The following is a 20,212-nucleotide window of genomic DNA, read 5'->3' as shown; positions in this document are numbered from 1 at the left end:
CCTTCCATGACTATGCATCGAATCCTTGCGAGTCTGATCGCCGCGCTCGCGGCGTCCCCCGCGGCGGCGCATATCACGCTAGAGACCAAACAGGCGGCGGTCGGCTCCTACTACAAGGCCGTCTTTGCTGTGCCGCACGGCTGCAAGGGATCGCCCACGGTGAAGATCCGGGTGCAGATTCCGGAAGGGGTGATCGCGGTGAAGCCGATGCCGAAGGCGGGCTGGAGTGTTGACGTGGTCGAGGGCAAATACACCAATGAGTACGACTACCACGGCAACAAGCTTTCCTCCGGCGTCAAGGAGGTGGCCTGGTCGGGCGGCAAGCTGCCGGACCACAATTACGATGAGTTCGTCATCAGCAGCTTCCTCACCACGAGCCTGACGCCGAACACGACGCTGTATTTTCCTGTCGTCCAGGAATGCGAGACCGGCGTCAGCCGCTGGATCGAGATCCCCACGGAGGGGGCCGGGCATTCGCACGAGGGCAAGTCACCGGCGCCGGGTGTAAAACTCCTGCCAAAACCCTGATGCGCCTGCTCGCCGCGCTCGCGACGCTGCTTCTTGGTGTCGGCTTTGCGACCGGCGTCTCGGCGCACGCGGCGCTGGTCGCGGTCGAGCCGCCGAGCGGCAGCATGCTTGCGAACGCGCCGAAGGCGGTGGAGTTGCGCTTCAACGAGGCGGTGACGCCGGGTGCCATCCAATTGATCGACGGCGCGGGCATGGCGCGGGATGATGTGCGCGTCAACGCATCGGGCGAGACCATCTCGGTCGCGATGCCGGCTGACATGCCGCAGGGGACGGCGGTCGTCAGCTATCGCGTGATCTCGCAGGATGGCCATCCCGTCGCGGGATCGGTGATCTTCTCGATCGGCATGCCGACGGGGACGCAAGCTCTCGCCAACGCCGCTGTCGGATTGAACGTGCTGATCTGGCTGGCGCGGGTCGGTCTCTATCTTGGCCTGTTCGTCGGCGTCGGCGGCGTGTTCTTTGCGCGCTGGGTTGCGTGGTCGATGACCGGCATGACCGTTCCGTGCATGGCGCTCGCCATCGGCGTCCCGAGCGCGGTGGTGTCCCTTGGCGTGTTGGGGCTGGATCTCCTCGGCCTACCGCTATCCGCTCTCGCGACGATGGCTTCCTGGAGAGTCGCATTGGGGACCAGCGCGGGCCCGGCCTTGCTCGTGTCCATCACTGCAATGCTGCTCGCGTTGCTGGCGCTAGGCAACGCGTGGTGCGCGCGCGCTCTGGCGATCATTGCCTTCGTCGGCGTCGGCTTGTCGCTGGCCATGACCGGGCACGCCGCTACGGCACCGCCCGAACTGTTGACTCGGCCGGCAATCTTTCTCCATGGTCTCGGTGTCGCGTTCTGGATTGGGGCCCTCGCGCCGCTGGTCGCGCTGTTGTCGAAGCGGCCCGCCGCGGCTTTGCCTGTCGTAAACCGCTTTTCTCGCATCGCCGCGCCGGTCGTTGGCGTTCTCGCATTGACCGGCCTCGCGCTCGCCATCGTTCAGCTTGAGAAGCCGTCTGCATTGGTCGAGACCCGCTACGGATTGATCCTCTCGATCAAGCTTGCGCTGGTCCTCGTGCTGCTGGCGCTTGCCGCGCTCAACCGCTTTCGCCTGACTCCGGCTCTGGCGGGGGATCACGGGGCCGCGCAGAGCCTGAAGCGCTCGATCGTGCTCGAATGCGCCATCGCGCTAGGCATCTTGGCCGTCGTGGCGGGCTGGCGCTTCACGCCGCCGCCGCGAACGATCGTTCCGGAGACGCCGCTGGCGATCCACATCCACACCGACAGGGCGATGTTCCAGGTCCTGGTCTCGCCGGGTAAGGTGGGTATCAACGATTTCGTGCTGCAGCTCATGACCGGCGAGGGGGCGGTGCTCGGGGCCAAGGAGGTGACGCTGACGCTGAGCCTGCCCGAACGCGGCATCGAGCCAATGGAGCGGAACGCCTCGCTCGGGCCGGACAGCTACTGGCACGTGCGCAAGGTCGAACTGCCCTTTGCGGGCCGCTGGCATGTGCGGATCGACGCGCTGGTGAGCGATTTCGAGAAGATCACGCTGGAGGACGAGCTCGAGGTGGCGGCGCCCTGAACCCGGCTCTTCGGCACCTCGCGTCGAACCTGAAGTCGACGGAAAAATGACAGGAATTCCGCTGTGTTAGCGGGTTTTCCTCATTCCCGGTCTTGTGTTTTGGCTCCCAATCCGGTTTCACTGCAAGCCATCACTGATTCCTCGAGTATTGCCATGCGGTTGTCGCGGTTCTTTCTGCCCATCCTGAAGGAAAATCCGAAAGAGGCGGAGATCGTCTCGCATCGGCTGATGCTGCGTGCCGGCATGATCCGGCAGGAGGCCGCCGGCATCTATGCCTGGCTGCCGCTCGGCTTCCGCGTGCTCAAGAAGATCGAGCAGATCGTGCGCGAGGAGCAGGACCGCTCCGGCGCGCTTGAGCTGTTGATGCCGACGCTCCAGCTTGCCGACCTCTGGCGCGAGAGCGGCCGCTACGACGCCTATGGCCCCGAGATGCTGCGCATCGCCGACCGCCACAAGCGCGAGCTGCTATACGGGCCGACCAACGAGGAAATGATCACCGAGATCTTCCGCGCCTATGTGAAGTCCTACAAGAGCCTGCCGCTGAATCTCTATCATATTCAATGGAAATTCCGCGACGAGCAGCGTCCCCGCTTCGGCGTGATGCGCGGCCGCGAGTTCCTGATGAAGGACGCCTATTCGTTCGACCTCAACGAGGCCGCGGCGCGCGTCGCCTACAACAAGATGTTCGTGGCGTATTTGCGCACCTTCGCGCGGATGGGGCTGAAGGCGATCCCGATGCGCGCCGAGACCGGCCCGATCGGCGGCGATCTCAGTCATGAGTTCATTGTGCTCGCCGAGACCGGCGAATCCGGCGTTTTCATCAATCGCGACGTGCTGGACCTGCCGGTGCCGGGCGAGGACGTCGACTATGAGAGTGATTTGACGCCGATCATCAAGCAATGGACCTCGGTCTATGCGGCGACGGAAGACGTTCACGACGCCGCGCGCTTCGAGCAGGAAGTGCCCGCGGACAAACGGGTGAACACCCGCGGTATCGAGGTCGGGCAGATCTTCTATTTCGGCACGAAGTATTCCGATGCGATGAAGGCGCTGGTCGCGGGCCCCGACGGTGTCGACGTGCCGATCCACGGCGGCTCCTACGGCGTCGGCGTCTCGCGCCTGCTCGGCGCCATCATCGAAGCCTGCCATGACGATGCCGGCATCAAATGGCCGGAGGCCGTTGCCCCGTTCCGCGTGTCGATTCTCAACCTCAAGCAGGGCGATGCCGCGGTCGATGCGGCCTGCGAGAAGCTTTATGCGGAGCTGTCCGCCAAGGGCGTCGACGTGCTCTACGACGACACCGACCAGCGCGCCGGAGCCAAATTCGCCGCCGCCGACCTGATCGGCATCCCCTGGCAGATCATGATCGGGCCGAAAGGGCTTGCCGACGGCAAAGTCGAGCTCAAGCGGCGAAGTGACGGCGCCCGCGAGACCATGTCGCCTGCCGACGCGGTCGCAAGACTTGTGGGCTGATAAGGCTGGTTGGCTGAATATTGTTCATCGCCCCAGATCGCGGCCGCCAATCCGGCCACATTTGACCCCGAATCATGGGACTATCAAGCGATGGATGAACCCATGACCGAGACGATACAGACCGCGCCTTTTGCGCCATTCGAGTGGATGCTGTCGGCGCGTTACTTACGCGCGCGCCGCAAGGAGGGATTCATCTCGGTTATTGCCGGGTTCTCCTTCCTTGGTATCATGCTGGGCGTGGCGACGCTGATCATCGTCATGGCCGTCATGAACGGCTTCCGCAAGGAGCTGCTCGACAAGATCCTCGGGCTCAACGGCCACATCCTGGTCCAGCCGCTGGAATCGCCCCTGACCGACTGGAAGGACGTCGCCGACCGCCTTAGTCAGGTCCAGGGCATCCGGCTCGCAGCGCCCGTGGTGGACGGCCAGGCGCTGGCGTCGTCGCCGTGGAACGCCTCCGGCGTCCTGGTGCGCGGCATCCGCTCCGACGACCTCAACAACCTCACCTCGATCGCCAAGAACATCAAGCAGGGCTCGCTCGAGGGCTTCGACGACGGGCAGGGGGTTGCGATCGGCCGGCGCCTCGCCGACCAGCTGTCGCTGCACGCCGGCGACAGCATCACGCTGGTGGCGCCGAAGGGCGCGGTCACCCCGATGGGCACGACGCCGCGCATCAAGCCGTACAAGATCGCCGCGGTGTTCGAGATCGGCATGTCCGAGTATGATCTCGGCTTCGTGTTCATGCCGCTCGCAGAGGCGCAGGCCTATTTCAACCGCAGCAACGACGTCACCTCGATCGAGGTCTTCACCACCAACCCGGATCAGATCGTCGCGTTCCGCCAGGCCGTGACGGAGGCGGCGGGCCGGCCGGTGTTCCTGGTGGACTGGCGCCAGCGCAACTCGACCTTCTTCAACGCGCTCCAGGTCGAACGCAACGTGATGTTCCTGATCCTCACCATGATCGTGCTGGTCGCGGCGCTCAACATCGTTTCCGGCCTGATCATGCTGGTGAAGGACAAGGGCAGCGACATCGCGATCCTGCGCACGATGGGGGCCTCGCAAGGCTCGATCATGCGCATCTTCCTGATCACGGGCGCCTCGATCGGCGTGGTCGGTACGATGGTCGGCTTCATCGTCGGGCTGGTGATCTGCCTCAACATCGAGTCGATCCGGCAATTCCTGTCCTGGCTGACCAGCACCGAACTGTTTTCGCCAGAGCTGTATTTCCTGTCGAAGCTGCCCGCCGAGATCGACATCGGCGAGACCTCGGCCGTCGTCATCATGGCGCTGACGCTGTCGTTCCTGGCGACGCTATACCCGTCCTGGCGCGCCGCGCGCCTCGATCCCGTCGAAGCGCTGCGGTACGAGTGAGGGGCTGATGGAGAGCCAGGGGGCGGAAGATGTACCGGTCATTTATCTCCACGAGATAAAGCGACAGTACTTGCAGGGTGAGGTGCCGCTGACGATCCTCGACGGCGCCAAGCTCGCGCTGTGGGCGGGCCAATCCGTCGCGCTGGTGGCGCCGTCCGGCTCGGGCAAGTCGACGCTGCTGCATATCGCGGGACTGTTGGAAGCGCCCGATTCCGGCGAGGTCTATGTCAATGGCGCGCCGACCTCGCAACTGCCCGACATCGAGCGCACCCAGCTTCGCCGCACCGATATCGGCTTCGTCTACCAGTCGCACCGGCTGCTGCCGGAGTTCTCGGCGCTGGAGAACGTCATGCTGCCGCAGATGATCCGCGGCCTCAAGAAGTCCGAGAGCGTCAAGCGCGCCAAGGAAATCCTCGGCTATCTCGGCCTCGGCGAGCGCATCACGCACCGTCCGTCCGAACTATCGGGCGGCGAGCAGCAGCGCGTTGCGATCGCGCGCGCGGTGGCCAATGCTCCGCGGGTGCTGTTCGCGGACGAGCCGACCGGCAATCTCGATCCGCACACCGCGGACCACGTCTTCCAGGCCCTGATGCAGCTCGTCAAGGCGACCAAGGTCTCCATGCTGATCGCGACCCACAACATGGAGCTCGCCGGCCGGATGGACCGCCGCGTGTCGCTGTCGAACGGCCAGGTCATCGAGCTCGAATAAAAAAACGCGAAAACAACCCCATGCACAGTAGCCAAGTGCTTGGCCGGACTGACGAAAAAATGGCGCTCCCCGGGGCGTTCAAGGCCGGATCACCGTCAATTTGAACGGCCCGCCATTGGCGGCGGCATGGGCTACCGCCTCATTGGCGTGGTCGAGGTCGAAGGTGGTGGCCTCGTACTCCTCCAGCCTGAGCAGTCCCGCGCGCACCAGCGCGATCAGGCGGCCTGCCGCATCCGGCGGATACATCCAGACGCCGTGAATGCTGATGCAGTTGCGCATGATCCAGGGATAGGGCAGCTCGAGGCCCGCGCCGCCGGCCATGCCGACACCACCCATCAGCACGACGCGGCCGTAAGCGCGCACCGTCATGATCGCCGCGCGCACCACATTCGTACTCACCGAGGGTGGCATGATGTCGAGCACGCAGTCGATCGGACCGGGTGCCGCACGCTTCATGCGCTCGCGGTCGTCGTCCTCATTGCCGGAGAGCCTGACCGGCTTGACGCGATCGCCGAAGCGGCGGACGAGGTCGGCGAGAATAGTCTCGTTGCGACCGGGCGCGACCACGCAGGCTGCGCCCATCGCAAGCGCGACCGAGACGGCTGCGCTGCCGAAATTGCCGGTGGCGCCGCTCACCAGCACGGTCTCGCCGGGCTCAAGGTTGGTGGCAAGGAAGCCGCCATAGGGCACCAGCAGCGTCCCCAGCGCGCACCATCGCGTGGCTTCGTCGGACGTAATTTGGCCCAGGCGCTTTACGTTCTCCGTCGGCACCCGCATCTGCTCGGCGAAGGAGCCGTGGCGAAAATGCTGTTGCAGGCGCATGGCGCCGGCACCGGGGGCGGTGAGTCCTTGCAGGGCAATGTCGGGCGCCGCGGCGTCGTCGCGCGAACGCACCGTCGGGTCGCAGAACACCCAGTCGCCAACGCTGAGCTTCGTCGCGTCCGGGCCGATGGCGCGCACTCTGCCGATGCCGCCTGGCCCAGGGATGATCGGCAGGTCGAGCGCATAGTTGCGCGCCCCGCTGAAGACCTCGTTCATGTAGGACAGCACCCGCGTTGCGATGACGTCCACGATGACCTCGCCCGTGCCGAGCACAGGGTCCGCGGCTTCCTCGATCGCAAGGGGCGATCCAAATGACTTCAATACGGCAGCTTTCATGATCTCACCTCAAAGTGGGGTGAAGCCCATATGCGCCGGCTTTCCAGGCCAGGGAAGGCCTGGTATTATCCTAGTATTCCCGAGGCCCTCCATCGAGGCACGTCACCATGGCCGACCCACGCCGCGTCGAATTCGGCGACTTTCTCAGGTCCCGCCGCGAAAAGCTGTCGCCGAAGATGGTCGGGCTTCCCGCGGGCCGGCGGCGCCGCACGGCGGGCCTGCGCCGCGAGGAGGTCGCGCAGCTCGCCGGCATCGGCGTCGACTGGTACATCCGGCTCGAACAGGGTCGCACCGTCAGCCCCTCGGTCACCACCGTCGACGCGCTGGCGCGTGCGCTACGCCTCAGCAAGACCGAGCACGCCCATCTCAAGGCGCTCGCGCGCGACGGCGACAGGCGCGCGTTCACGCGCGAGATCGTGCCGCCGCCGGTTCGGCGGATGATCGAGAGCCTGGCGCAGCCGGCCTACATCACGGGGCGGCGCTGGGACGTGCTGGCCTGGAACGCGAGGGCCGAGGAGATCTTCGGGTTCGGACAATTGCCCGAGCAGGACCGCAACACGCTGCTGCTGGTGATGACGAACAAGCAGACGCGAAAATTCTACGGTGCCGGCTGGGCCGATGTCGCCAAGAGCATGGTCGCGATGTTTCGCGCCACTCACGACGTCTGGGCCGGCGATCCCGCCTTTACGGAATTGCTGACGCGGCTGCGTGAGGGCAGTCCGGAATTCGTCAAATGGTGGGAAGCGCACGAGATCCGCAGCACCGCCGCGGGCCTCAAGATCATGGACCATCCGACCAAGGGCGTGCTCCGGTTCGAGCACACCAGCTTTCAGGCCAATGACGATCCGGCGCTGAAGCTGGTGATCTATACGCCGGTTTAGGACGGTGACCGATCCGTACGGGCACGCGGCTTGGATCACCAGCCGACCACCTTGAGCGACCAGATGGATGTTGGGGTCGGCATGGTGCCCACTATGGGTGATGGCGGGAACCTAAATGCCATCATGCGGTTATCGCGCAGACAATTCGCGCGACCCGCCTGCATCACTCGAAGTTCAGGCGGGCTACCTGTGGTCGAAGCGAACAGCAGCGGGACGAGCAAGCAGCTAGCTCATCGTGGAGCTGGGAAAGTGGCAGGGGAAGACCAATGACGACAGCGACCGGGGTCCGCTCGGCCGATCGCAATTCCGTCTTAGCCACACTCGGCGACTACATCCGAGAGATCAGCAATCCCGACGATCTCGCCTATGCTGCGGCAGAGCTGCTCGGCCGCAGCCTCAACGTCAGCCGGGCGGGCTATGGCACCGTCGACACCTCAGCCGAGACCATCACCATTGTCCGCGACTGGAACGCACCGGGCATCCTGAGCCTCGCAGGCGTGCTGCGCTTCCGCGACTATGGCAGCTACATCGAAGATCTCAAGCGAGGCGAGACCGTCATCTGTGCCGATGCGGAAAAAGACCCTCGCGTCGGCGATCGTGCCGAGGCCCTTGCGGCGATCTCTGCGCGCGCGCTCGTCAACATGCCGATCTCGGAGCCCGATGGGGTCGTGGCGCTGCTGTATTTGAACAATGCCGGGCCGCGCGAATGGAGCTCTGAAGAGCTGGAGCTTATTCGCGACGTTGCCGAGCGGACGCGCACGGCGGTAGAGCGCCGCCGTGCGGAGACGGCTGTGCGGGAGAACGAAGCCCGGCTTGTTTTCCTGGACGCACTCAACAAGGAGACGGCCAGGACGCGCGATGCCGACGGCGTGATGGCGGTCACGACCAAAATGGTCGGCGAGCATCTTGGCGTCTCGAACTGCGCCTATGCCGACATGGACCCGGACCAGGACGGCTTCACGATACGCGGCGATTGGGCCGCGCCCGGCGCAATGCATATCCTCGGTCACTACAGTCTGGCGGACTTCGGCAAGAAGGCGGTGCGAGAGTTGGGCGCGGGCAGGCCGCTCATCATCAATGACAATTTGAGGGAGATTGCGCCGGACGAAGCCGCCACTTTCCAGAACATCGGGATCGGTTCGACGATTTGCATGCCCTTGGTGAAAGAAGGGCGACTGACCGCCTTGATGGCGATTCATCACCGCGGCCCGCACCGGTGGACGCCGCGCGAACTCGCCCTGCTCACCGAAGTGACCGAGCGATCGTGGGCCCACATCGAGCGCGTTCGATCGGAACAGGCAGCGCGGGAGGCTGCCGAACGACTGACGCTTGCGAACAAGGCGGCTGGTATCGGCACCTGGGACTACGACCCTGTGAACAACGTTCTTCGATGGGATAGCCGCTGCAGGGAGGTGTTCGGTCTACGGCCGGACGCCGAAGTCAGCTATGAAGGGTCGTTCCTGAAGGGCCTCCATCCCGAGGACAGGCAGCGCGCCCACGAGGCCGTGTCCGCAGCCCTGACGCCGCACGCGCCGACGACCTACAATATGGAATACCGAACCATCGGCATCGAGGACGGGGTCGAACGCTGGATCGCCGCGACCGGTCAAGCCATCTTTGCCAACGGCCAGGCTGTTCGGTTCATCGGAACGGTTCTGGATATCACTGCGCAAAAGAAAACCGAGCGTCATCTTAGACTACTGAATGATACCGGGGCTTCGGTCTCTCGCGAACGCGACCTCGAGAAGATCGTCCAGATCGTGACGGATGCCGGCGTCGGGCTCACGGGTGCTCAATTCGGCGCTTTTTTCTACAACGTTCTGGCAGCGGATGGCGGCAGCTACATGCTGTATTCGCTGTCGGGTGCGCCGCGATCCGCGTTTGAAAACTTTCCGATGCCGCGCAACACTGCCGTCTTTGGCCCGACCTTCCAGGGCTCCGGCGTGGTGAGGTCCGACGACATCCTGCAGGACCCCCGCTATGGCAAGAACGCGCCGCGGAAAGGCATGCCCGAGGGCCATCTTCCGGTCCGATCCTACCTGGCGGTCCCTGTGATCTCGCGAACCGGCGAAGTCCTCGGCGGACTTTTCTTCGGCCACGCCGAGACGGGCAAATTCCAGGCCGAGCATGAGGCCGCCTTGCTTGGTATTGCGGGCCATGCCGCCACCGCCATCGACAACGCCCAGCTCTTGACCCGGCTCGAGGCGCTCAATGCCGGATTGGAGCAACGTGTTGCCGACGAAATTGCCGAGCGCATGAAAGCCGAAGAGCAATTGCGGCAATCCCAGAAGATGGAAGCCGTCGGGCAATTGACCGGAGGCATTGCCCACGACTTCAACAATATGCTCGCCGTAATTCTCGGCAGCCTGAATCTTGCCAAGCGGCGGCTCGGCAGGGGAGAGGTCAGCATAGACCGCTTCATCGAGGGCGCGATCGACGGTGCAAATCGCGCAGCCACGTTGACGCAGCGGCTGCTCGCGTTCTCGCGCCAACAGCCGCTCGCGCCTGAAATCGTGGACATCAACAAGATGGTCGGCGGGATGAGCGAACTGCTCGAGAGATCGCTTGGCGAGCTTATCCGCCTCGAGACGGTCCTGGCGGCTGGCCTCTGGCGGGTCAAGGCAGACCCGGCCCAGCTCGAAAGCGCCATGATCAATCTCGCGGTCAATGCGCGCGATGCCATGCCAAAGGGCGGCAGGCTGACGATAGAAACCAGCAATGCCTCGATCGATCTAATGTATGCTCGCGAGTACGCACTCGCACCCGGGCAGTACGTTCTCGTGGCCGTGACGGACAACGGCACGGGAATTCAGTCCGATGTGCTGGGCAAGGTGTTCGATCCGTTTTTCACGACCAAGGTCGTGGGCAAGGGGACAGGCCTCGGCCTCAGCCAGGTCTACGGTTTCGTGCGGCAGTCGGGCGGCCATGTCAAAATCGACTCGGAAGTCGATGTCGGCACGACCGTGAAGATCTACCTTCCACGCTTCGCTGGCGAGGAGGCGGGCTCAGATCTGTCGCAGGAAGAGATAGCCGCCGGTGCAAGCCATCAGAATGAAACCATTCTCGTCGTGGAGGACGACGAGCGCGTCCGCAGCATGTCTTCGGAAAGCCTGCGCGAACTTGGCTACACCGTCATCGAGGCAGCCAGCGCCAAAGAGGCGATCAGGACGATCGAGAATGGCTTCGTTCCAGATCTGCTGTTCACGGATGTCGTCATGCCCGACATGACGGGCGCCGAGCTGGCGGCCGAGCTGTCGAGACGGTACCCGGCGCTGAAAGTGCTGTTCACCACCGGCTACACGCGCAATGCAATCGTTCACAATGGCGTGCTCGATGCCGGCAAGCATCTGCTTCCGAAGCCCTTCGCTATCGATGACCTGGCTGCCAAAGTCCGCATTTTGCTCGACGAGATCTGAACGCGTTTTGGAAACGATCTCTTCCGTTTGCCAGCCGGCTTCACAAGGGCTATGTCCCGGCTTTCGGAAGAGCATGACATGACAATCTCGGACGACAACGACCTCGCGCGCCTGACAGAGATCGGGCGCATCGTCGCCAATACCCTGGAGGCAATGGGGAAGGCGCTCGAGCCGGGCATGACCACCTCCGAGCTCGACCGGATCGGGCGAACGCTGCTGGAGGCTGCCGGCGCACGTTCGGCGCCGGAGCTGGCCTACGACTTTCCGGGCGCAACCTGCATCAGCGTGAACGAGGAGATCGCTCATGGCATCCCGGGCGATCGGCGGATCGCGCGTGGGGACCTCGTGAACATCGACGTGTCGGCCGAGAAGAACGGCTTCTTTGCGGATACGGGAGCCTCGTTCGCCGTTCCACCCGCAACGCGAGCGGTCGAACGTCTTTGCAGGGATGGCCGGCGCGCGATGTGGACGGGCCTGCAGCAGGTCGGAGCCGGCAAACCGATCGCCGGTATCGGTCAGGCCATCGGGACCTTTGCGCGGAAGAACGGTTACAGCCTGGTCAGGAATCTTGCCAGTCACGGCGTCGGCCTGTCGCTCCACGAGGAGCCGACGGAGATCGCAACGTGGCCCGACCGCTCCGAACGCCGCGTCATGAGCGAAGGCCTCGTGTTCACCGTCGAGCCGTTCCTGTCCCTTGGCGCCGAATGGGCACAGGATGGCGATGATCCGTGGACGCTCTACAGCAGCCCCGAGGCGCCGACCGTTCAATACGAGCACACTGTGATCGCCACGCGAAGCGGACCGTTGATCGTGACGATGGCTGGTTAAGGAGGCGTCCTCAAGCCACCGGATCTCGCGCAGCATCCGAACGGCTTCGATCGTCCGGCGCCAGCGGCGGTGCACGTCTCGCCGGAGGAGTCTCGGGTGAGGCGGTCTTGCGTCCCGAGCTGATATCGACCGGAACAGATTTGGCGTCGCGATAGGCGACAATCCAGATCAGGAAACCCAGAACTGCCAGCGCGGCGCCGACGGGACCGGTGGAGGTCCACCCCAGCCCCTCGCGAATGGCGAGACCGCCGAGGAACGGGCCGAGCGCATTGGCTGTGTTGAACGCCGAATGGTTGAGTGCGGCGGCGAGCGCCTGCGCGTCTCCCGCGACGTCCATCAGGCGCGTCTGGAGGATGGCGCCGAGCGAGACGCTGGCGCCGATCGCGAAGACGTCTGCCGCCAGTGCCCAGGGATTGCCGGCGGCGAGCGGAAACACGGAGAGCGCGACCGCCGAGAACAGCAGGATGCAACCCGCCGTCGGCATCAGCGCGCGGTCGGCAAAGCGTGGCACGACCAGATTGCCGAGCGTGGCGCCGATGCCGAACACGGCCAGAAAAAACGGAATGACCGCCGGGCTGACCTTGGTCACCTCGATCAGCGTCGTCGCGAGATAAGTGTAGACGGCGAACATGCCGCCGAAGCCGATGGCGCCGATCGCCAGCGTGATCCAGACGCGGCCGCTTCGCAACGCTCCGAGCTCTCGCAGGGGATCGGACCGGCCAGCCTGGTCGCGCGGCGCGAACAGGGCGCACAGCAGCACCGTGAGCAAGGCCAGCACCGACACGAGGCCGAAGCTCGCGCGCCAGCCGATCGCCTGCCCAATCAGATTGGCCAGAGGCACACCGACGATGGTGGCGCCGGTCAAGCCGAGCATCACCTGGCCGATCGCCTGCGAGCGACGATGTTGAGGGACCAGCGAGGCCGCGACCAGCGCGGCGATGCCGAAATAGGCGCCATGCGGCAATCCCGAGAGAAAACGCGCCGCGATCATCGAGCCAAAGCCCGGCGCCAGCGCGGTGAGGGTGTTGCCGAGCGCGAACACGGCCATCAGAACCAAAAGCTGCGCGCGCCGCGCCGACCGTGCGCCGAGCACGGCGATCAGCGGCGCGCCCAGCACGACGCCGAGGGCGTAGGCGCTGATCGCGTGCCCCGCCGTCGGTTCGTCGACCCCGAGATCGGCCGCGAAAAACGGCAACAGGCTCATCGACGCGAATTCGGTGGTCCCGATCGCAAAGCCGCCCATCGCGAGCGAGAACAGGACGATGGCGAGATGAGGGGGCGCGGAGGCGGCGGTCGCGCGCGGCGAGGTCGCTTGCTTCGATGTCGTCATATGTCCTGCAATGGTGGCGTCAACGGGAACCAGCCCAGCGAACGTCGCCGCCCCTGCAAGATTTCTCCGTCCTAGTTAAACCCGGATCGGTCGGCGTCAACACTGGACGCTCAACGCAAGGCAGGCCGCATATCAGCGTCCCGATTTGTGAGCACGACGCGAACACCGGGCTTCTTGGTTTGCTCGTCCGCTTCAATTGGACGAGCGCGGCGCATCTCAACGCAGCAAATAGCGCGGTGAATTGCTCAGCCCCGGCCATTCATCGCCGGTAACGCAGAAAGGATGATAGGTCCCGAACGCGCGCGCCGGCGCGCTTGCGCCGAGCGTGAGCGTAAATGTGGCGAGGGCGAGCGAAAATGTGGCGACAATGGGAGCAATTCGTCTCCGCATTCGTTGTCCAATCACGCGAACGTGCGCGCGACGTTGTCACGCGCGCGTGCTGTGTATGTCGTGTAGGCGATATCGGAACTCGTGAAACCACTTGTTTCAAAGGGTTTCCAGCGCGCACGGTAAATCTTCATTAATGAAGCGCGACCCTTTGGCGCGAACTGTGGCGTCGAGGTTACAGCAATTCCGTCGAGCGCTGCTATGACGACGCCACGGCCCGGGGGCCTAACGACGAAACTGGAACGGGAATCAAATGAACAAGAATCTGTTGCTTGCTGCTGTGAGCCTTGTCGCGCTCGGCGCGGCTGCACCGGCGGTGGCTGCTGACCTCGCTGCGCGGCCTTACACCAAGGCGCCGGCGATGGTCGCCGCGATCTACGACTGGAGCGGCTTCTACATCGGTATCAACGGCGGCGGCGGTTCCGCCCATTCGACCTGGGATCTCGTCGGCGGTGGCCGCGAGGGTTCGCACGATGCGACCGGCGGCACGGTCGGTGGCCAGATCGGCTATCGCATGCAGTCGGGCCAGTGGGTGTTCGGTATCGAAGGTCAGGGCAACTGGGCTGACTTCTCGGGCGACAACGTCAGCGCGCTGTTCGCGACCCGCAACCGTTCCAAGATCGACTCGTTCGGTCTGATCACCGGTCAGATCGGCTACGCCTGGAACAACGTCCTCATTTACGCCAAGGGCGGTGCGGCTGTCGTCGGCGGCAAGTATGAAGTCTCGACCACGGGCGGCGCACTGCTGTCCTCGAACGATCAGACCCGCTGGGGTGGCACGATCGGTGCCGGCCTCGAGTACGGTTTCGCCCCGAACTGGTCGGTTGGCGTCGAGTACAACCACTTGTTCCTGCAGGACAAGAACGTCACCTTCGCGCTGGTGCCTTCGACCGATCGCATCCGTCAGGACGTCGACATGGGTCTCGTCCGCCTGAACTACAAGTTCGGTGGCCCGAGCCTCGGCCGCTACTGAGTAAAAGACTGCTATCGATCGCTCGACTTCGAGCGGTCGGCGAAAGCCCCGGCCATCGGCCGGGGCTTTTTGTTGTTCACATTCAGAGGGTTAACCATTCTGTTTGGAGTTGGTAAAGATAGCTTGACTCAAGAGAACGAAATGAGAACAATGTTCTTCATACGTTCTCGCCATGGAGCAAGCCATGTTCAGGATTTTCGTCGAAGAAGCCGCCGCGTTGGCGTCGATCGCGCTGTTTGTCGGGATGATCGCGATCTGGGCCCAGGTGCTCCCGCAGCTCTAGGGGCGGACCAGGTTGGGGAAAAGCAGGACGACGCGGCCGATCGGCCGTTCCGGCGTGGACTCTGGCACCATGACGCCCCACCATCGTGAGGCGAGTCGGCCGGGCGAGTGCAGGATGCCTCCGGTGCCGGTGACCGCTCCATCTCAGCTGCAAGAGGCCGTCACGCGACCATGCCGAGCGCCGGATTTGTCCACCTTCACGTTCACTCGGCCTATTCGCTGCTCAAGGGCTCGATCAAGATCGCCAAGCTCGCCGAGCTAGCCAAGAAAGACCATCAGCCGGCGCTGGCGCTGACCGACACCGACAACATGTTCGGCGCGCTGGAGTTCTCCGACAAGATGGCGGGCTCCGGCATCCAGCCGATCGTGGGTTGCGAGATCGCGATCGAGTTCGGCGACCAGGATCCCAATGCGCGCAACGTGCTTCTGCCCTCGCGCGTGGTGCTGCTGGCCGCGCAGGAGCGTGGCTACCGCAGCCTGATGCGGCTGAACTCGCGCGCGTTCCTGGAGACGCCCGACACTCATGCTCCCCACATCAAGTTCGACTGGCTCGAAGGCGAGACCGAAGGCCTGATCGCGCTGACGGGCGGTCCGGACGGGCCGATCTCGCTGGCGCTTGCCGGCGGCTATACCGAGCTCGCGGCGGCGCGCTGCGAGCGTCTCGCCAGCCTGTTCGGGGACCGCCTCTACATCGAATTGCAACGCCACAACACCGACAAGGAGCGGCGGGTCGAAAGCCACCTGATCGACATCGCCTACACCAAGGGCCTGCCGCTGGTTGCGACCAACGAGCCGTATTTCGCCGCGACCGACGATTACGAAGCCCATGATGCGCTGCTCTGCATCGCCGGCGGGCGGCTGATCGCGGAGACCGAGCGCGAGCAGCTCACGCCCGATCACCGCTTCAAGACCCGCGCCGAGATGGCAGTGCTGTTCGCCGACATTCCGGAGGCGCTGGCCTCGACGGTCGAGATCGCCGAGCGCTGCTCGTTCCGGCCGATGACGCGCAAGCCGATCCTGCCGTTCTTCACGGTCGGCGCTGCCGCAAGCTCCGATGCCGCCGCGGTCGAGGCGGCCGAATTGAAGCGGCAGGCGGAGGAGGGGCTCGCCAACCGCCTACGCGTGCACGGACTGTCGCAAGGCACGACGGAAGAAGATTACAGCGCGCGGCTTGCGTTCGAGCTCGACGTCATCATGCGCATGAAATACGCGGGCTACTTTCTGATCGTCTCCGACTTCATCAAATGGGCGAAGGGCCAGGGCATCCCGGTCGGGCCGGGTCGCGGCTCCGGCGCAGGCTCGCTGGTTGCGTGGGCGCTGACCATCACCGACCTCGATCCGATCAAGTTCGGCCTGCTGTTCGAGCGCTTCCTCAATCCGGAACGCGTCTCGATGCCGGACTTCGACATCGACTTCTGCCAGGACCGCCGCGGCGAGGTGATCAAGTACGTCCAGGACCGCTACGGTCGCGATCAGGTCGCGCAGATCATCACGTTCGGTACGCTACAGGCCCGCGGCGTGCTCCGCGACGTCGGCCGCGTGCTGCAGATGCCCTATGGCCAGGTCGACAAGCTCACAAAACTCGTGCCGCAGAATCCGGCCGCTCCGGTGACGCTTGCGGCCGCGATCGAGAGCGAGCCGAAGCTCCAGGCGTTCCGCGACGAGGACCCGGTGGTGGCGCGCGCCTTCGACATCGCACAGCGCCTCGAAGGCCTGACCCGTCACGCCTCGACGCACGCGGCCGGCATCGTGATCGGCGATCGGCCGCTGAGCGAACTCGTGCCGATGTATCGCGACCCCAAATCCGACATGCCGGTGACCCAGTTCAACATGAAATGGGTCGAGCCCGCGGGCCTAGTGAAGTTCGACTTCCTCGGCCTGAAGACGCTGACCGTGCTCGACGTCGCGTGCAAACTGCTCAAGCCGCGCGACATCCATGTGGATCTCGCCACGCTGCCGATCGACGATGCCGAAAGCTACCAGATGCTGGCGCGCGGCGAGGTGGTCGGCGTGTTCCAGGTTGAAAGCCAGGGCATGCGGCGCGCGCTGGTCGACATGCGCCCCGACCGTTTCGAGGACATCATTGCGCTGGTCGCGCTCTATCGACCGGGTCCGATGGCGAACATCCCGACCTATTGCGCGCGCAAGCACGGCGACGAGGAGCCGGAATATCTCCACCCCGTGCTGGAGCCGATTCTCAAGGAGACCTTCGGCGTCATCATCTACCAGGAACAGGTGATGCAGATCGCGCAGGTGATGTCGGGCTATTCGCTCGGCGACGCCGACCTGCTGCGCCGCGCCATGGGCAAGAAGATCCGCGCCGAGATGGAGAAGCAGCGCGAGATCTTCGTCGCCGGTGCCGTGAAGAACGGCGTGCCGAAGGGGCAGGCCGATACGATCTTCGAGCTGTTGGCGAAATTCGCCGACTACGGCTTCAACAAGAGCCACGCGGCGGCCTATGCGCTGGTGTCCTACCACACCGCCTACATGAAGGCGCATTACCCGGTGGAGTTCATCGCGGCGTCGATGACGCTCGATCTCAACAATACCGACAAGCTCTCCGAATTTCGCGCCGAGGCGCAGCGCCTCGGCATCAAGGTCGAGCCGCCCAACGTGAACCGTTCCGGCGCGACTTTCGAGGTCGGCGACAAGACCATCTACTACGCGCTCGCGGCGCTGAAGGGCGTCGGCATCGCGGCCGTCGAGCAGATCATCGCGGAGCGGACCAAGAACGGCTTGTTCACCTCGCTCGCCGACTTTGCCGCGCGGGTGTCGCCGCGCGCGATCAACAAGCGCATCATCGAAAGCCTCGCCGCCGCGGGCGCGTTCGACACGCTGGAGCCGAACAGGGCACGGGTCTTCGCCGGTGCCGACTCGATTCTCGCCGCATGCCAGCGGGCGAACGAAGCTGCGACCATCGGCCAGAACGACATGTTCGGCAGCTCGGCCGACGCGCCGACCATCATGTTGCCGCAGATCGAGCCCTGGCTGCCGGCGGAGCGGCTGCGCCGTGAATATGACGCGATCGGCTTCTTCCTGTCGGGACATCCGCTCGACGATTACGCCACCGTGCTGAAGCGGCTGCGCGTGCAGTCCTGGGCCGAGTTCTCGCGCGCGGTGAAGACCGGCGCCACCGCCGGCAAGGTCGCCGCCACCGTGGTGTCGCGCATGGAGCGGCGGACCAAGACCGGCAACAAGATGGGCATCATGGGGCTCTCTGATCCCACGGGTCACTTCGAGGCGGTGCTGTTCTCCGAAGGCCTCGCGCAATATCGCGACGTGCTGGAGCCGGGCGCCGCGGTGCTGCTCCAGCTCGGCGCCGAGCTCCAGGGCGAGGACGTCCGCGCGCGCGTGCTCCACGCCGAACCGCTGGACGAGGCCGCGGCCAAGACGCAGAAGGGCCTGCGCATCTTCGTGCGCGATACCAAGCCGCTGGAATCGATCGCCAAGCGTCTCGCCGGTCCCGACATGGCCGCTTCGAACGGCGCCGCGCCGAAGGTCGGCAGTCCGGGCATCGCGCCCCGCTCCAACGGCGACGGCGAGGTCTCGCTGGTCATGATGCTCGACCTCGAGACCGAGGTCGAGATGAAGCTGCCCGGCCGCTTCAAGGTCTCGCCGCAGATCGCCGGCGCCATCAAGGCGGTCGCCGGCGTGGTGGACGTGCAGCAGCTCTAGCAACACGCACCGTGTTGCAGGCGGCTGCATGTTTTGCGCGGGGTGATGCTGCGGCCCTGTTGCAACCTGTCGCTGATTTTGATTAGCATGCACTCGGGGAAAATCTGGGGGCGTGATGCTATTGCGTGGGCTGGTATTGCTCGTGGCTGCAGCACTGCTGTGCGGCTGTGAGACGGCGAGGAGCGGGCTCGGATATTCGGAGACGGTACGAAAGCTGGGTCCGCCGAAAGCCGGGCAGGCCCGCGTCGTCGTGTTTCGCGAGAAAGGCTTCGGCGGCATCGGCGATCCGGACTGGGAATTTTCCCTCGACGGTACGCCGATCAAGGGCCTGAAGACCGGGACCTACGTCTATGTCGATCGCCCGGCAGGCCAGCACCAGTTCGTAGCAGAGGAAGCGGCGCTCGGCGTCACGCGCGTGGACTTCTCGGCTCAGTCCGGCCAGACCCTGTTCTTCGTGGCGCGCTTCAGTGAGCGCAAGAGCGCCATGATCGCGAACGCGAGCACCGGGGTGCTGGGGTGGGGTCTCACGCTTGCGATGACGTCCGGCTATAAAAATCAGGGGCCGCTGGATTTCCTGCCCTTGGATGAACCGGCCGCCCGGACGACGATCGCAGAGCTTCGGTTGGCGCAATAGCCCCCGCGCGAATTCGGCCCAGCCCGCACCGTCATTTGTGGTGTCGTCACATTGTTGCGGCTATGATCGCAGTGAGGCCGTTCGTCCATCGCGCCGGGAGGGAACGTGACATGTGCGACAAGTGCAATGAATCCCCACATGAGATGATCGCGCCGTCGCGACGATCCGCGATGTTGTTTGGTGCCTCGGCGCTCGGCCTCGCCCTGACCGGCAGAGCGTTCGCCAAAGAGACCAAGGCGCCGCCCAAGCCGCAGAACGTGCTGTCGCCCGACGCATCATTGAAGCGCCTGACGGAAGGCAATGCGCGCTATGTCGACGGCGTGTCGCGGCGGCACGATTTCAAGCACGAGCGCGAGGCGCTGGTCGGCGGACAGAATCCGTTCGCGGCCGTGCTGAGCTGTGCCGATTCGCGCATCGCGCCGGAATATGCCTTCGACACCGGCCGCGGCGATCTGTTCGTTTGCCGCGTCGCAGGAAATTTCGCCGGCACCGAAACCATCGCCAGCATGGAATACGCGGTGGCCGTGCTGAATACGCCGCTGATCCTCGTGCTCGGCCATGACGCTTGCGGCGCGGTCGATGCGACGCTGAAGGCGATCAAGGACAACAAGCCGCCGCCGGGCCATATTCCCTCGCTGGTCGATGCGATCACGCCCGCTGCCAAGGCTGCGATGCAGCAGGGTGGGGACGTTCTCGACAAGGCGATCCGGCAGAACGTCATCGACAACGTCGCGAAGCTGAAGTCGGCAACGCCGATCCTCAATGCGGCCGTGGAGCAGGGCAAGCTGAAGGTCGTCGGCGGCATCTATCGGCTCACGACAGGAACGGTGGATATGATCGCGCAGGGCTGAACCGGTGCGTCGCCGCGTCGCTTACGCGGAGCTGACGGCGGAGCGGGGTGGCCATCCCACCGCCTCAATCCAAGCCTTCGCTATTTGGAAGTCTTTCGTTCAAGTGCCATTCAGCTGGCCGCGCGTCTGATGCGTCGCGGCACCCTCAACAACA

At 64.6% G+C, this 20,212-nt stretch carries 14 protein-coding genes and 1 pseudogene; 12 read left to right on the top strand and 3 right to left on the bottom strand.

Annotation, left to right across the window (positions count from 1 at the left end):
• The first annotated feature begins 12 nt into the window (after window positions 1-12).
• The 5 genes from AC0L2F_RS06910 (at window position 13) to AC0L2F_RS06890 (ending at window position 5,643) form a co-directional block, all read left to right on the top strand.
• Window positions 13-528: a YcnI family copper-binding membrane protein gene (locus AC0L2F_RS06910; protein ID WP_156527303.1), complete on the top strand. Its 516-nt coding sequence runs from the start codon at window positions 13-15 to the stop codon at window positions 526-528.
• Window positions 528-2,090, top strand: a complete 1,563-nt coding sequence (locus AC0L2F_RS06905; RefSeq protein ID WP_007610922.1) for a copper resistance CopC/CopD family protein — start codon at window positions 528-530, stop codon at window positions 2,088-2,090. Before AC0L2F_RS06910 ends, AC0L2F_RS06905 begins: the two co-directional genes overlap by 1 nt.
• 153 nt (window positions 2,091-2,243) lie before the next feature.
• Entirely contained in the window at window positions 2,244-3,563 is a 1,320-nt protein-coding gene (gene proS / locus AC0L2F_RS06900; RefSeq protein WP_007610920.1) for a proline--tRNA ligase, read from the top strand.
• Between the two features lie 90 nt (window positions 3,564-3,653).
• Window positions 3,654-4,934 carry a lipoprotein-releasing ABC transporter permease subunit gene (locus tag AC0L2F_RS06895; RefSeq protein WP_035974154.1) on the top strand — a complete coding sequence of 427 codons (1,281 nt, stop codon included), beginning with the start codon at window positions 3,654-3,656 and terminating at the stop codon, window positions 4,932-4,934.
• Between the two features lie 7 nt (window positions 4,935-4,941).
• Window positions 4,942-5,643, top strand: a complete 702-nt coding sequence (locus tag AC0L2F_RS06890) for an ABC transporter ATP-binding protein (protein WP_007610916.1) — start codon at window positions 4,942-4,944, stop codon at window positions 5,641-5,643.
• A 78-nt stretch (window positions 5,644-5,721) separates the two neighbouring features.
• Here AC0L2F_RS06890 and AC0L2F_RS06885 read toward each other — a convergent pair whose 3' ends face one another.
• On the bottom strand, window positions 5,722-6,801 hold the full coding sequence (locus tag AC0L2F_RS06885; RefSeq protein ID WP_007610915.1) for an alcohol dehydrogenase catalytic domain-containing protein: 1,080 nt from the start codon (window positions 6,799-6,801) through the stop codon (window positions 5,722-5,724).
• Window positions 6,802-6,908: 107 nt separating this feature from the next.
• Here AC0L2F_RS06885 and AC0L2F_RS06880 point away from each other — a divergent pair, with 107 nt between their 5' ends.
• The 3 genes from AC0L2F_RS06880 to map all read left to right on the top strand — a co-directional run bounded on the left by AC0L2F_RS06880 (window position 6,909) and on the right by map (window position 11,926).
• Entirely contained in the window at window positions 6,909-7,682 is a 774-nt protein-coding gene (locus AC0L2F_RS06880) for a helix-turn-helix transcriptional regulator (protein ID WP_473247924.1), read from the top strand.
• A 266-nt stretch (window positions 7,683-7,948) separates the two neighbouring features.
• A complete protein-coding gene (locus tag AC0L2F_RS06875) occupies window positions 7,949-11,098 on the top strand; it encodes a GAF domain-containing protein (protein ID WP_473247923.1) in 3,150 nt (1,049 codons plus the stop codon).
• A 78-nt stretch (window positions 11,099-11,176) separates the two neighbouring features.
• Entirely contained in the window at window positions 11,177-11,926 is a 750-nt protein-coding gene (gene map / locus AC0L2F_RS06870; protein ID WP_473247922.1) for a type I methionyl aminopeptidase, read from the top strand.
• Window positions 11,927-11,936: 10 nt separating this feature from the next.
• Here map and AC0L2F_RS06865 read toward each other — a convergent pair whose 3' ends face one another.
• Together AC0L2F_RS06865 and AC0L2F_RS06860 are read right to left on the bottom strand one after the other, a co-directional pair.
• Window positions 11,937-13,256, bottom strand: coding sequence for an MFS transporter (locus tag AC0L2F_RS06865; RefSeq protein ID WP_473247921.1), 1,320 nt, complete (start codon window positions 13,254-13,256; stop codon window positions 11,937-11,939).
• 240 nt (window positions 13,257-13,496) lie between these two features.
• Window positions 13,497-13,646: pseudogene (locus tag AC0L2F_RS06860) on the bottom strand (DUF3551 domain-containing protein); the annotation flags it as partial.
• Window positions 13,647-13,896: 250 nt separating this feature from the next.
• Here AC0L2F_RS06860 and AC0L2F_RS06855 point away from each other — a divergent pair.
• The 4 genes from AC0L2F_RS06855 to AC0L2F_RS06840 all read left to right on the top strand — a co-directional run bounded on the left by AC0L2F_RS06855 (window position 13,897) and on the right by AC0L2F_RS06840 (window position 20,058).
• Complete coding sequence (locus tag AC0L2F_RS06855; RefSeq protein WP_007610903.1) at window positions 13,897-14,616, top strand: outer membrane protein; 720 nt, start codon at window positions 13,897-13,899, stop codon at window positions 14,614-14,616.
• A gap of 453 nt (window positions 14,617-15,069) precedes the next feature.
• Entirely contained in the window at window positions 15,070-18,573 is a 3,504-nt protein-coding gene (gene dnaE / locus AC0L2F_RS06850) for a DNA polymerase III subunit alpha (protein WP_473247920.1), read from the top strand.
• A gap of 115 nt (window positions 18,574-18,688) precedes the next feature.
• On the top strand, window positions 18,689-19,207 hold the full coding sequence (locus AC0L2F_RS06845; protein WP_007610901.1) for a hypothetical protein: 519 nt from the start codon (window positions 18,689-18,691) through the stop codon (window positions 19,205-19,207).
• 110 nt (window positions 19,208-19,317) lie between these two features.
• Window positions 19,318-20,058, top strand: coding sequence for a carbonic anhydrase (locus tag AC0L2F_RS06840; protein ID WP_473247919.1), 741 nt, complete (start codon window positions 19,318-19,320; stop codon window positions 20,056-20,058).
• Window positions 20,059-20,212 lie beyond the last annotated feature (154 nt).

The organism is Bradyrhizobium sp. Ken64 (genome assembly GCF_055807555.1).
The sequence above is the reverse complement of the archived record's forward strand: the minus strand, read 5'-3'. Positions and strand labels throughout refer to the sequence as shown.

Bases quoted from the DNA above. Each gene is read 5' to 3' on its own strand.
- AC0L2F_RS06910 (WP_156527303.1), top strand. From the start codon at position 13: ATGCATCGAATCCTTGCGAGTCTGATCGCCGCGCTCGCGGCGTCCCCC.
- AC0L2F_RS06905 (WP_007610922.1), top strand. From the start codon at position 528: ATGCGCCTGCTCGCCGCGCTCGCGACGCTGCTTCTTGGTGTCGGCTTT.
- proS (WP_007610920.1), top strand. From the start codon at position 2,244: ATGCGGTTGTCGCGGTTCTTTCTGCCCATCCTGAAGGAAAATCCGAAA.
- AC0L2F_RS06895 (WP_035974154.1), top strand. From the start codon at position 3,654: ATGGATGAACCCATGACCGAGACGATACAGACCGCGCCTTTTGCGCCA.
- AC0L2F_RS06890 (WP_007610916.1), top strand. From the start codon at position 4,942: ATGGAGAGCCAGGGGGCGGAAGATGTACCGGTCATTTATCTCCACGAG.
- AC0L2F_RS06885 (WP_007610915.1), bottom strand. From the start codon at position 6,801: ATGAAAGCTGCCGTATTGAAGTCATTTGGATCGCCCCTTGCGATCGAG.
- AC0L2F_RS06880 (WP_473247924.1), top strand. From the start codon at position 6,909: ATGGCCGACCCACGCCGCGTCGAATTCGGCGACTTTCTCAGGTCCCGC.
- AC0L2F_RS06875 (WP_473247923.1), top strand. From the start codon at position 7,949: ATGACGACAGCGACCGGGGTCCGCTCGGCCGATCGCAATTCCGTCTTA.
- map (WP_473247922.1), top strand. From the start codon at position 11,177: ATGACAATCTCGGACGACAACGACCTCGCGCGCCTGACAGAGATCGGG.
- AC0L2F_RS06865 (WP_473247921.1), bottom strand. From the start codon at position 13,256: ATGACGACATCGAAGCAAGCGACCTCGCCGCGCGCGACCGCCGCCTCC.
- AC0L2F_RS06855 (WP_007610903.1), top strand. From the start codon at position 13,897: ATGAACAAGAATCTGTTGCTTGCTGCTGTGAGCCTTGTCGCGCTCGGC.
- dnaE (WP_473247920.1), top strand. From the start codon at position 15,070: ATGCCGAGCGCCGGATTTGTCCACCTTCACGTTCACTCGGCCTATTCG.
- AC0L2F_RS06845 (WP_007610901.1), top strand. From the start codon at position 18,689: ATGCTATTGCGTGGGCTGGTATTGCTCGTGGCTGCAGCACTGCTGTGC.
- AC0L2F_RS06840 (WP_473247919.1), top strand. From the start codon at position 19,318: ATGTGCGACAAGTGCAATGAATCCCCACATGAGATGATCGCGCCGTCG.